Source organism: Oceanomicrobium pacificus (assembly GCF_009833495.1).
Taxonomy (GTDB): Bacteria; Pseudomonadota; Alphaproteobacteria; order Rhodobacterales; family Rhodobacteraceae; genus Oceanomicrobium; species Oceanomicrobium pacificus.
Map to the genome: position 1 here is coordinate 272,074 of NZ_WUWG01000001.1, position 11,864 is coordinate 283,937.

The following is an 11,864-nucleotide window of genomic DNA, read 5'->3' on the forward strand; positions in this document are numbered from 1 at the left end:
CATGCGCACCGCTTTCACCTGGGACGACCCTTTCGCCCTCGACAGCCAGCTTTCCGAAGAGGAGCGGATGGTCCGGGATTCGGCGCGCAGCTTTGCCGACGCCCATCTTGCCCCGCGGGTGATCGAGGCGAACCGGTCGGGCACGTTCGACCCCGCCATCATGCGCGAATTCGGGGCGGCGGGCCTGCTCGGCCCGACCCTGCCCGAAGAATTCGGCGGCGCGGGCCTCAACCATGTCTGCTACGGGCTGGCAGCGCGCGAAGTGGAGCGGATCGACAGTGGCTACCGGTCGGCCATGTCGGTGCAGTCCTCGCTCGTGATGCACCCGATCCACGCCTATGGCAGCCCAGAGCAGCAGCAGAAATACCTGCCGAAGCTTGCAAGCGGCGAACTGATCGGATGTTTCGGCCTGACCGAGCCGGATCACGGCTCCGATCCGGGCGGCATGAAGACCGTCGCCCGAGAAGTGCCGGGCGGATTTGAGCTGTCCGGCGCAAAGATGTGGATCACCAACGCGCCGATCGCGGATATCGCAATCGTCTGGGCGAAGCTCGACGGGGCCATTCGCGGCTTCATTCTGGAACGTGGCATGTCCGGCCTGAGCTTCCCCGAGATCAAGGGCAAGATGAGCCTGCGCGCCTCGATCACCGGCGAGATCGTTATGGATGGCGTGAAGGTTCCGGCCGAGAACCTGCTGCCCGGCGCGTCGGGTCTTGGCGGGCCGTTCGGCTGCCTCAACAAGGCACGCTATGGGATCAGCTGGGGCGCGCTCGGCGCGGCGGAGGCCTGCTGGCATCAGGCGCGGCAATATACGCTCGACCGCAAACAGTTCGGCAAGCCGCTGGCGCAGACGCAGCTCGTGCAGCTGAAGCTTGCGGACATGATGACGGAGATCACGCTGGGGCTTCAGGGCTGCCTGCGCGTCGGACGGATGCTCGACGAGGGCAACTGCCCGCCGGAAAACATCTCCCTTGTCAAACGCAACAGCTGCGGCAAGGCGCTGACCGTGGCGCGCAACGCCCGCGACATGCTCGGCGGCAACGGGATTTCCGACGAGTTCCACGTGATCCGCCACATGGTCAATCTGGAGACGGTCAACACTTACGAGGGCACGCATGACGTCCATGCGCTGATCCTCGGCCGCGCGCAGACGGGCCTTCAGGCGTTTTTCTGACCGGGGCTCGGGCTGTCCGGCGGCAGGGCGGAATCGCGGATCACCAGATCGCCATGCATCAGGACCGCGGTTGCATCCTGCGGCGCTGACGGCGCTTCCAGCCGGTCGAGCAGGAGCCCCATGGCGCGCTCGCCGATCTGGCGGCGCGGCTGCCGGATCGTGGTCAGTGCAGGGCTCGTGTTGCTGGCAAATGGGATATCGTCGAAACCGACGACGGAAAAACGTCCGGGCACATCATGCCCGCGGGCCGACAAAGCGGCCATGACCCCGATGGCGGTATCGTCATTGTAGCAGAAGAAGGCCGTGGGCAGCGTGTCGCGGATGAAGAGCCGTTCCACCGCAGCACGGCCGCTCTCGCTCGTCCCGTCACCGGCCAGCACCCACGGATCGGCGGCAGCCGTTGCATGATGCGCGGCAATGGCGGCGCGGAAGCCCGCCTCGCGCCGCTCGGACTGGATGTCGCCTTCGGGACCGCGCACATGGGCGATCTGGCGGTGGCCCTGCGCGAGCAGATATTCCGTCGCCACGCGGGCAGCGGCGGCATCATCCACGCCGACATGCGGCACGCCGGGGTCGTTCAGCGGACGGGACACGGTCACCATCGGCGGGAAGTGCCGGGCGGGGCTCATCCCCCAGCCGGCGACCGGCAGATGTCCGGTGAGCAGGATCAGCCCGTCCGCCTGCCCCGTGGACAGGAAGCGCAGGTAGGTTTCCTCCAGCCCGCTATCGCCATCCGTGTTTCCGATCAGCACCGCATAGTCGCGCGCGGCGGCCGCCTTTTCCAACCCGATCAGGATGCCGGGAAAATTCGGGTCGCCGATGGAGGGCGCCAGCACCAGCACCATGCGCGAGCGTTTCATGCGCAGGTTCCGCGCCATGACATTGGTCGTGTAGCCGGTCCGCGCAATCGCGGCATGGACCTTTCGCCGCGTGCTCTCCGCCACCTTGTCAGGCGCATGGACCGCGCGGCTCACCGTTGCGATGGAGACCCCGGCGATGCGCGCAACATCCTCGATCGTCGCGGGTTTCGCGGCGTCGGGTGCGGGCGTCTCCCGGTCCTCGCTGTCTGCCATCTGCTCGGTCATCCTTCCGAAGAAGACCCGAGAATAGCGCCGAAACCAACCGAATGAAAAGGTTTACATGAAAGATGAAAAGGTTTACAGAATCAGAAAACCCGGCGGAAACAGCCGGGAGGACAGGGAGAAGACAATGCCTGACGGCGGCGTAGCGCCGGACGTGCTGATGCACGCCGAGCGTATCAGCAAATCCTTCGGAACCGTTCCGGTTCTTTTCAGTGTCAGCTTCGACATCCGCCCCGGCGAGGTGCATGCGCTGATCGGGGAAAACGGCGCCGGAAAATCGACGCTGATGAAGATCCTGTCGGGCTATCACCAGCCAAGCTCCGGCCAGATTCTGTTCGACGGCGCGCCGGTCACCCTGCCCCCCGACGGGCTGGCCGAAGACCTTGGCATCGTCCTCATCCATCAGGAACTCAACCTCGCTGAAATGATGACCGTGGAGGAAAACATCTTCCTCGGGCGAGAGATCCGCCGCCGTGGCTTTCTCGACCGCGCGGCAATGCGCGCCGATGTGGCCGCCCTGCTCGACCGGCTGCATCTCGACATCCGCCCGCAGGACCGGATTTCTGACCTGTCGATCGCCCAGAAACAGATGGTGGAAATCGCCAAGGCGATCAGCCGCAACGCGCGCATCCTCATCATGGATGAACCCACAGCGGTTCTGACGAGCGCGGAGACCGAGACCTTCTTCCGCCAGATCGAGCGGCTGAAGGCCGAGGGCGTTGCGATCATTTTCGTCAGCCACAAGCTGGGCGAGGTGAAGGCGCTGGCCGACCGTGTGACGATCATGCGCGACGGCCAGTGGATCGCGACGCAGGACGCGGCCGAACTCACGCCGGACGCCATGGCGCAACTGATGGTCGGGCGCGAGCTGTCGGACCTCTACCCGCCGATGCGCGAACCCGATGTCGACGCGCCGGTCATGCTCGATGTGGCAGGGCTGTCGTCACCGGCCGGCGTGCGGGATGTGAGCTTCCAGTTGCGCCGCGGCGAGATCCTCGGCTTTGCCGGACTTGTCGGCTCCGGCCGCACCGCATTGTTCGAAGCCATTTGCGGCCTTGCTCCCACATCCGCGGGCACCGTCACGCTCGACGGTGCGCCCGCACGGTTCCACGATGTGGCCGAGGCCCGCGACGCAGGCATCGTCTACCTGACCAAGGACCGGAAGGAGAAAGGGCTTCTTCTGGACCTTGAGATGACCCCGAACCTGACGCTCTTGGCGCTCGACCGCTTCGTGCGGCGGGGCCTTCTGGACCGCGCCGCCGAAAAGGCCGGAATGGAACGGGCCGCGCGCCGGTTCGACATCCGCGCCCGCGACCCGAAAGTGCGCGCCCGCGACCTGTCGGGCGGCAACCAGCAGAAACTCCTGCTCGCCAAGGTGATGGAGAGCGATCCGCAGGTCGTCATCATCGACGAACCGACCCGCGGGATCGATGTCGGCACCAAGCAGCAGATCTACCATTTCATCGCCGCGCTGGCGGCAGAGGGCAAGTCGATCGTCCTCATCTCCTCGGAGATGCCCGAAGTGATCGGCATGTGTCACCGCGTCGTGGTGATGCGCGAGGGCCATGTGACCGGCCTGCTCGAAGGCGCCGCCATCGAGGAAAACGAAATCATGCTCCATGCCTCGGGACTGAAAGGCCGGACCACCCATGACTGACCAGACCACATCCGCGCGCCCCGCATCCGGCGGCTTCTCGATCGATTTCAAGGCCTGGGGGCCGCTGCTGGCGCTCGCCGCGCTCTGCATATTCGGCTTCATCCTGAACCCCGCATTCGCGAGCGAGGGCAATATCTCCAACATCCTGACCCGTTCGGCCTTCATCGGCGTCATCGCGGTCGGGGCGACATTCGTCATCACGGCGGGCGGGATCGACCTCTCGGTCGGGTCCATGGCGGCCTTCATCTCCGGCGTGATGATCATGGTGATGAACGGGCTGGTGGAGACGATGGGTGTCAGCGTCGCGACGATCCTTGTGGGCGTCGGCCTGTCGGTCTTTCTCGGCGCGATGGCGGGGCTGGCAAACGGGCTTCTGACCACACGCGGCAAGATCGAAGCCTTCATCGTGACGCTGGGCACAATGGGCATCTACCGTTCGCTCGTCACCTATCTGGCCGATGGCGGAACCCTGTCGCTCAACTTCGATCTGCGCAGCCTCTACCGCCCGGTCTATTACGGCGAGGTCCTTTTCGTGCCCGTCCCGGTGCTGGTGCTGGCCATTGTCGCAATCCTCGGCTGGGTGCTGCTCAACCGGACCGCGTTCGGCCGCCATTGCGTCGCCATCGGGTCGAGTGAAAGCGTGGCCCGCTACTCGGCGGTGAAGATCAACCGCGTGAAGACGCTGACCTATGTGATCCAGGGCCTATGCGTGTCGCTCGCCACGATCATCTATGTCCCGCGGCTCGGCTCGGCCTCCTCCCAGACCGGCGTGATGTGGGAACTGGAAGCCATTGCTGCGGTCATCATCGGCGGCACGGTGCTGAAGGGCGGCTATGGCCGGATCGGCGGCACCGTTGTCGGCGCGATCATGCTGACGACGATCGGCAATATCCTCAACCTGACGGACCTGATCTCCAACTATCTCAACGGAGCGGTGCAGGGCGTCATCATCATCGTGGCGGTCTGGCTGCAACGCGGCCAGTGGAAACGGCGCGGGCGATCCGGCGACGGGGGCTGACCTCCCCTCCCCGTCGCGGGTCCCTGCCTGCCGACGCCTGACTTACGAGCAACAACCAACAAAGAGATCCCCGCCAAGGGGGCGGACATTTGCAACCAGGAGAGTGAAATGAACCTCAAGTCGACCCTGACGGCCCTTGCCGTTGCCGCCGGTCTGACCCTGCCCGGTGCCGCGAGCGCCGAGAAGGTCAAGATGGGCGTATCCATCCCCGCAGCGACCCACGGCTGGGCCGGTGGCCTGAACTGGCACGCCCAGGAAGCCAAGACCCGCCTCGAAGCGGCCTATCCCGATTTGGAAGTTGTGCTGGTCACGGCCAACAACCCGACCGAGCAGGCCAACGCGCTGGAAGATCTCGTGTCCGTGCACCAGATCGACGCGCTCGTGATCCTGCCCTTCGAATCCGAGCCGCTCACCGGTCCGGTGCTCAACGTGAAGGAAAGCGGCGCTTTCATCACGGTCGTTGACCGCGGACTGTCGCAGGACGGCATCGAGGATGTCTATGTCGCCGGCAACAATCCCGAGCTTGGCCGCGTGTCGGGCGAGTATATCAAGTCCCGCCTGCCCGATGGCGGCGACATCGTGGTGCTGCGCGGCATTCCGACCGTGATCGACGACGAGCGTGTGGAAGCGTTCGAGGCCGAGATCGAAGGCTCCGGCATCAACGTGCTCGACATGAAGCACGCCAACTGGAACCGCGACGACGGGTTCACCGTCATGCAGGATTTCCTGTCCCGCTTCCCCAAGATCGACGCGGTCTGGGCGCAGGATGACGATATCGCGCTCGGCGTGATCGAGGCGGTCAAGCAGGCCGGCCGCGAGGACGAGCTGTTCATCGTGGGCGGCGCCGGCATGAAGGATGTCATCAAGCGCGTGATGGACGGCGACGAGCTGGTGCCCGTCGATGTGCTCTACCCGCCGGCAATGATCGCGACCGCAATGGATGTCACGGCGCTTAAATTCTTCTCCAACGCGCCGGTCCAGGGCCGGTATGTGCTTGGTGCACCGCTGATTACCCCGGAGAACGCAAAAGACTTCTACTTCCCCGATTCTCCGTTCTAAGGTTCCTCCAGAACCTAACTCGGCCGGAGGCGGGTTTGTCCCGCCTCCGGTATTTCAATGATAAATGGGAGGACAGAATGAAAACCATCAAAGGACCGGGACTGTTCCTGGCCCAGTTCGCCGGTGATGAAGCGCCCTTCAATTCGTGGGACAGCATCACCAAGTGGGCGGCCGAGTGCGGCTACAAGGGCGTGCAGATCCCCAGCTGGGACGGACGGCTTTTCGACGTCGCCAAAGCGGCCGAAAGCAAGGATTATTGCGACGAGATCAAGGGCGTCGCCGCGGCCAACGGGGTCGAGGTGACCGAACTGTCCACCCACCTGCAGGGTCAGCTGGTCGCCGTGCACCCCGCCTATGACGATGCGTTCGACGGATTTGCAGCCCCCGAAGTGCGCGGAAACCCCGCCGCGCGGCAGGAATGGGCGGTCGATCAGGTCAAGAAGGCGCTGTCCGCCAGCCGCAACCTCGGTGTGACTGAACATGCGACCTTCTCCGGCGCGCTCGCCTGGCCCTATATCTATCCCTGGCCGCAACGTCCCGCCGGCCTTGTGGAAACCGCGTTCGACGAGCTGGCGAAACGCTGGCGCCCGATCCTCGACCATGCCGAGGAAATGGGCGTCGACGTCTGCTACGAGATCCATCCGGGCGAGGATCTGCATGACGGCGCGACCTTCGAGATGTTCCTTGAACGGCTCGACAATCACGCCCGCTGCAACATGCTCTACGACCCGTCGCACTATGTGCTGCAGTGCCTCGACTATCTGGACAATATCGACATCTATGCCGACCGGATCAAAATGTTCCACGTCAAGGATGCCGAGTTCAATCCGACCGGCCGGCAGGGTGTCTATTCGGGCTACCAGAGCTGGGTCGACCGGGCAGGACGGTTCCGCAGCCTCGGCGACGGGCAGGTCGATTTCTCCGCGATCTTCTCCAAGATGGCCGCGATCGATTTCGACGGCTGGGCCGTGGTCGAGTGGGAATGCTGCCTGAAACATCCCGAGGACGGCGCCCGCGAAGGCGCGCAATTCGTCAAGGACCATATCATCCGCGTCACCGAGCGCGCCTTCGATGATTTCGCCGATGGCGGCACCGACGAAGCCGCCAACCGCCGCATGTTGGGGATCGACAGATGAGCATCACAGGAAAAAGCGAAACCCGCCCGCCGCGCCTGCGGCTGGGCATGGTCGGCGGTGGCCGCGACGCGTTTATCGGCGGCGTCCACCGGATCGCGGCGCGGATCGACGACGAGTTCGAACTGGTCGCGGGCGCCCTTTCCTCCTCGCCCGAAAAGGCACTGGCATCGGGTCGGGATCTCGGGCTGGCCGAAGACCGGATCTATGGCAGCTACAAGGAAATGGCGATCCGCGAGGCGCGGCTGAAGAATGGCATCGACGCGGTGGCAATCGTCACGCCCAACAATGTCCATTACGAGGCCGCGCGCGAGTTCCTCAAACGCGGCATTCACGTGATTTGCGACAAGCCGCTGACCTCCACCCTGCCCGACGCGCGCAAGCTCGTGAAACTGGCGGAAAACTCGGATGCGGTCTTTGTGCTCACGCACAATTACACCGGCTACCCGATGATCCGGCAGGCGCGTGAGATGATCGCGTCTGGCAAGCTCGGCAAGATCCGCGTCGTGCAGGCGGAATATCCGCAGGACTGGCTGAGCCGCAAGGAAGAGGGTGGCGAGAACAAGCAGGCCAACTGGCGGACCGATCCGTCCCAGTCGGGTGCGGGCGGATCCACCGGCGATATCGGCACTCATGCCTATAATCTCGCCTGTTTCGTCACGGGGCTGGAACTTGACAGTCTGGCGGCCGATCTCGACGCATTCGTGCCGGGCCGCCAACTCGACGACAATGCCCATGTGATGCTGCGCTTCAAGGGCGGCGCCAAGGGCATGCTCTGGTCGAGCCAGGTTGCGCCGGGCAACGAGAACGGCCTGCGCCTGCGCGTCTATGGCGAAAATGGCGGTCTGGAGTGGAAGCAGGAGGACCCGAACTACCTCTGGTACACGCCGCTTGGCGAGCCGAAACAGCTCATCACGCGGGGCGGTGCCGGGGCCGGTGACGCGGCAGCCCGCGTGTCGCGCATCCCCGGTGGCCATCCCGAAGGCTATCTCGAAGGGTTCGCGACCATTTATGCGGAAGCCGCCCGTGCCATCCGCGCCCATGATGCGGGCGAGGCGCAGCCCGACGATGTGGTCTTCCCCACGGTTCAGGACGGGCTTGCGGGCATGCTCTTCGTCGATGCCTGCGTCCGCTCGTCCAAGCGGAACGGGGCCTGGATTTCGGTCTGAACCGAACAGTGTTTCGGCACATGCGCCCGCCGGTTTCCGGCGGGCGTTTTCTTATGCCCTAGCCCGGGGCCTTCAGCCCGATCAGGATCAGGATCGCTGACAGGATAAGCGCCATCCCGAACCATTCGTTGCGGCTGATCCTCTCGCCGAAGAACAGGTAGGAGGCCGCGATGGAGAAGACGAGCTCGATCTGCCCAAGCGCCTTCACATAGGCCACGTTCTGCATCGCCATCGCAGTGAACCAGCCAAGCGAACCGAGCATGCCGGTCAGGCCGACGAGCGAGGCTTTCGGCCAGACTGACAGGACCTTGCGTGCCTGCCCCGGTTCGCGCCACTGCATCCAGAAGAACATGCCGATCGTCTGCGCGGTGGTGACGAAGGCCAGCGTGACGGCGGCACGGATGAAACTGTCCCCGCCGTCGAGCGCCAGCGCCGCACCGCGATACCCGATCCCCGAGACCCCGAAAATCGCTCCGGCCGCCAGCCCGACGAGCGCGGAGCGGCTGAACATGTGACGCAGGCCCGGGCGCTCCGACGGACCGGACAGCAGGATCACGCCCACAAGGCTGACAATGATCGCGAAAATGCCCGCCGTCCCCACCCTGTCGCCCAGCACGACGGCGCCGATGATCGCGGCCTGCACCGTCTCGGTTTTCTTCAGCGTGATGCCGACCGCGAAATTGCGCAGCCCGAACAGATAGACCACGAGCGAGGTTGCCACGATCTGCGCCAGTCCGCCCGTCAGCGCGAAGGCGAAGAACCGGCCGTTCAGACCGGGCATCGCGTAGCCGCCAATGGTGATCATGCCGATCAGGAACAGCACTGCGAGCGGCGCGGCATAGAGGAACCGCGACCATGTCGCGCCCAATGTGCTCAGCTGCCCCTTGAGGATTTTCTGCAGCACGAACCGCAGGTTCTGGAAGAACGCCGCGGCGATGGTGATCGGAATCCAGAGTTCCAAGGGGCATCCTTTCGGGCAGGGTCGGTCGATTTACCGCCGCCCCTGCCCCAAGGGCAAGGTTCTTCTCCTCAGAGGTCGGTCCAGGCCACGCCCGCCGGGGCGATTTCGGTGCCGAACCCGTCAAGACCGGCAATCCCGCTCAGAGATTGTGTGCTGGCTTCGTAGTTGAAGAGGTAGCGCCGTCCGCCGCTGTCGCGGATACGCAGCCCCTCGGGCAGGTCGAGCGTTTGAAGCCCTGCGGCATCGGTAACGCGCCCGACAATGCGGCGCATCGCATCCGGATCGGCCCAGCCGCCGCAATACCAGAGGTTGCCGCTGCGCATCAGCGCGGGCAGGCCGTCCTCGGCACGTTCCACGACCTCTGCCGTGCCTTCCAGTTCTTCGCGCCAGAAGCGGAAGGCACCGCCGTCGGCCAGCGCGACAGGTGCGTCGGGCCGCAGGCTTTCCACCCGAGAGACGGTCACGTCGATGCCCGGCAAGGCGGGCGGCAGCGGAACCGGAATGGACATTTCAGCGGTTTTCGACCCGGTGCGCGGGCCGAGCAGCGCCTGCCCCTCGAACGTCGCCAGCGCGTCGAGGAACGCCGGGCGCCAGTGGAGCATGCCGGGTGCGGCGACCATCTTGTAGGCCGACAGATCGGCCACATCGGGCGGCAGGATGTCGACCGACAGGCCCGCGCGGCGCAGCGCGCGATAGGTCTCGAAGACCAGCCGGAAATAGTCGAACTCGATGCTCTGCGGCTGCGTGGCCCAGGCCCATGCGGCCTCATAGTCGAAGACGAGGCCAACCGGCGCGTCCGCACATCCCGCCTCGGGCGCATCCTGCAACTCCCTGGCAACTTGCGCGGCATCGGCGAGCGCGGGTGCGGGCGCGCTGTCGGGGCGCAACAGGCCGGCATGCATCTGCTCCTGCGCATAAGGGGCCTGCCGCCAGCGGAAATAGCAGACGGTTTCGGCCCCGTGTGCAAAGGCTTCCCAGGCCCAGAGCCGCGGCATGCCCTTCAACGGGGCGGGGTTGTGCGGCGCCCAGTTCACCGGACCGGGCTGCTGTTCCATGATCCACCAGCGCCCCTTGCCGGTCGCGCGGTAGAGGTCATGGTGGAAGGCCTGAAAGTCCGGATCGCCCTGCCGCATGTACCGGCGTTTCCACGCGTCACCCTCGTCGGAGCGCAGGTCGAGGAAGCCGAGCGGATAGCTGTCCCAACTCGCGATATCGAGGTCTTCGCCCACCGCGAAGTGGTCGAACTCGACCGTGCGGCCCATGAAATTGTGGATGATCGGCGCGGCGCTGTGCGCGCGGATGATCTCGGTCTGAATGCGATTGAAGGCGACGACCTGATCCGAAGAAAAACGCTTGAAGTCGAGCACATGTGCCGGGTTCGGCTCGGTCACGGTCAGGTTCGGCACGTCGATCTCGCCATAGGTGCGATATTCCATCGACCAGAAGACATTGCCCCACGCCTTGTTGAGGTTGTCGATCTGTCCGTAGCGGTCCGACAGCCAGTTGCGGAAGCCCGCCCGCGCCGCGTCGGAATAGGAATAGGTCGTGTCATGGCACCCGAATTCATTGTCGGTCTGCCACGCGGCGACATGCGGGTTCTGCCCGTAGCGTTCGGCGAGGATCCGGGTGATCCGCGCGCTTTCCTCGCGATAGCCCTCGTGGGAGAAACAATAGTGCCGACGCGAGCCGAAACCGCGCGGGCGGCCTTCTGCGTCAAGCGCCAGCATGTCGGGGTGGCGCTCCAGCATCCAGCGCGGCGGGGTCGCGGTGGGCGTCCCCATTACGACCTTCAGCCCTGCCTGTCCGAGGATTTCGATCGCGCGGTCGAGCCAGTCGAGATCGAGCGTGCCGGGCACGGGTTCCATCCGCGACCATGCAAATTCGCCGATCCGGACCCATGTCAGGCCGGTTTCGGCCATGCGGACCGCATCCTCGGCCCAGATTTCCTCGGGCCAATGTTCGGGATAGTAGCAAACCCCAAGCGCGCGTTTCACCATAGTCACTGTCCTTTGCTGGCGGCATCATAGGCCGCAACGATATCCTCTGCCGCGCGGCGCACCTGGCTCGCACCGCGGCCGGCCTTGTAGAGCGCGGAGCCGAGCCCGAACCCATCGGCGCTCGCAGCCATCCATTCCCCGAAATTCGACGCACCCGCCCCGCCAACGGCGAGCATGAGCGTGCCCGACGGCATCACCGCGCGCAGCGCCTTCAAACCGCGCGGCTCCAGCACTTCGGCGGGAAAGAGCTTCAGCGCATCCGCGCCCGCGTCGAGCGCCGCAAAACATTCCGAGGCCGTGAAGACCCCGGGATAGGAGCCGAGACCGCGCGCCTTGGTCCGGCGGATCACGGCCGGCACGCAATTGGGCGACACGATGAACTGGCCCCCCGCGTCGGCAACGGCGTCGACCTCCGCCTCTGTCAGAACGGTGCCGGCGCCGATTTCGGCCCGCCCTGCCAGGGCCGCGGCCATCCGCGCGATACTGTCGAGCGGATCGGGCGAGTTCAGCGGCACCTCGATCCGGGTGATCCCCGCTTCGGCAATGGTCGTGGCGATCTCCACCGCTTCCTCCGGGCGGACGCCGCGCAGGATGGCGATCAGGTTGCGGGTCAT

At 65.2% G+C, this 11,864-nt stretch carries 10 protein-coding genes; 6 read left to right on the forward strand and 4 right to left on the reverse strand.

Annotation, left to right across the window (positions count from 1 at the left end; genetic code table 11):
- The first annotated feature begins 1 nt into the window (after window position 1).
- Window positions 2-1,174 (forward strand): acyl-CoA dehydrogenase, encoded by a 1,173-nt coding sequence (locus GSH16_RS01435; RefSeq protein WP_160852913.1) that lies wholly within the window; start codon window positions 2-4, stop codon window positions 1,172-1,174.
- Here the strand turns inward: GSH16_RS01435 and GSH16_RS01440 are convergent.
- Window positions 1,159-2,247 (reverse strand): LacI family DNA-binding transcriptional regulator, encoded by a 1,089-nt coding sequence (locus GSH16_RS01440; RefSeq protein WP_160851168.1) that lies wholly within the window; start codon window positions 2,245-2,247, stop codon window positions 1,159-1,161. The genes GSH16_RS01435 and GSH16_RS01440 overlap by 16 nt on opposite strands.
- A 136-nt stretch (window positions 2,248-2,383) precedes the next feature.
- Between GSH16_RS01440 and GSH16_RS01445 the strand changes: the two genes are divergently transcribed.
- From GSH16_RS01445 to GSH16_RS01465, 5 genes are all read left to right on the forward strand, one after another.
- The gene (locus GSH16_RS01445) at window positions 2,384-3,913 is read left to right on the forward strand and encodes a sugar ABC transporter ATP-binding protein (RefSeq protein ID WP_160851170.1); all 1,530 of its coding nucleotides are present in this window, start codon (window positions 2,384-2,386) and stop codon (window positions 3,911-3,913) included.
- Window positions 3,906-4,931, forward strand: coding sequence for an ABC transporter permease (locus GSH16_RS01450; RefSeq protein WP_160851172.1), 1,026 nt, complete (start codon window positions 3,906-3,908; stop codon window positions 4,929-4,931). The genes GSH16_RS01445 and GSH16_RS01450 overlap by 8 nt, the downstream gene beginning before the upstream one ends.
- Window positions 4,932-5,039: 108 nt before the next feature.
- Window positions 5,040-5,990, forward strand: a complete 951-nt coding sequence (locus tag GSH16_RS01455; protein ID WP_160851174.1) for a substrate-binding domain-containing protein — start codon at window positions 5,040-5,042, stop codon at window positions 5,988-5,990.
- A gap of 77 nt (window positions 5,991-6,067) precedes the next feature.
- Window positions 6,068-7,126 (forward strand): sugar phosphate isomerase/epimerase family protein, encoded by a 1,059-nt coding sequence (locus GSH16_RS01460; protein ID WP_160851175.1) that lies wholly within the window; start codon window positions 6,068-6,070, stop codon window positions 7,124-7,126.
- Window positions 7,123-8,292, forward strand: a complete 1,170-nt coding sequence (locus GSH16_RS01465) for a Gfo/Idh/MocA family protein (RefSeq protein ID WP_160851177.1) — start codon at window positions 7,123-7,125, stop codon at window positions 8,290-8,292. The genes GSH16_RS01460 and GSH16_RS01465 overlap by 4 nt, the downstream gene beginning before the upstream one ends.
- A 58-nt stretch (window positions 8,293-8,350) precedes the next feature.
- Here GSH16_RS01465 and GSH16_RS01470 read toward each other — a convergent pair whose 3' ends face one another.
- From GSH16_RS01470 to GSH16_RS01480, 3 genes are all read right to left on the reverse strand, one after another.
- The gene (locus GSH16_RS01470; RefSeq protein WP_160851179.1) at window positions 8,351-9,253 is read right to left on the reverse strand and encodes a DMT family transporter; all 903 of its coding nucleotides are present in this window, start codon (window positions 9,251-9,253) and stop codon (window positions 8,351-8,353) included.
- Between the two features lie 68 nt (window positions 9,254-9,321).
- Complete coding sequence (locus tag GSH16_RS01475; RefSeq protein WP_160852915.1) at window positions 9,322-11,247, reverse strand: beta-galactosidase; 1,926 nt, start codon at window positions 11,245-11,247, stop codon at window positions 9,322-9,324.
- Between the two features lie 5 nt (window positions 11,248-11,252).
- Window positions 11,253-11,864 (reverse strand): 2-dehydro-3-deoxy-6-phosphogalactonate aldolase, encoded by a 612-nt coding sequence (locus GSH16_RS01480; protein WP_160851181.1) that lies wholly within the window; start codon window positions 11,862-11,864, stop codon window positions 11,253-11,255.

Bases quoted from the DNA above. Each gene is read 5' to 3' on its own strand.
- GSH16_RS01435 (WP_160852913.1), top strand. From the start codon at position 2: ATGCGCACCGCTTTCACCTGGGACGACCCTTTCGCCCTCGACAGCCAG.
- GSH16_RS01465 (WP_160851177.1), top strand. From the start codon at position 7,123: ATGAGCATCACAGGAAAAAGCGAAACCCGCCCGCCGCGCCTGCGGCTG.
- GSH16_RS01440 (WP_160851168.1), bottom strand. From the start codon at position 2,247: ATGGCAGACAGCGAGGACCGGGAGACGCCCGCACCCGACGCCGCGAAA.
- GSH16_RS01445 (WP_160851170.1), top strand. From the start codon at position 2,384: ATGCCTGACGGCGGCGTAGCGCCGGACGTGCTGATGCACGCCGAGCGT.
- GSH16_RS01455 (WP_160851174.1), top strand. From the start codon at position 5,040: ATGAACCTCAAGTCGACCCTGACGGCCCTTGCCGTTGCCGCCGGTCTG.
- GSH16_RS01450 (WP_160851172.1), top strand. From the start codon at position 3,906: ATGACTGACCAGACCACATCCGCGCGCCCCGCATCCGGCGGCTTCTCG.
- GSH16_RS01480 (WP_160851181.1), bottom strand. From the start codon at position 11,864: ATGACCCGCAACCTGATCGCCATCCTGCGCGGCGTCCGCCCGGAGGAA.
- GSH16_RS01460 (WP_160851175.1), top strand. From the start codon at position 6,068: ATGAAAACCATCAAAGGACCGGGACTGTTCCTGGCCCAGTTCGCCGGT.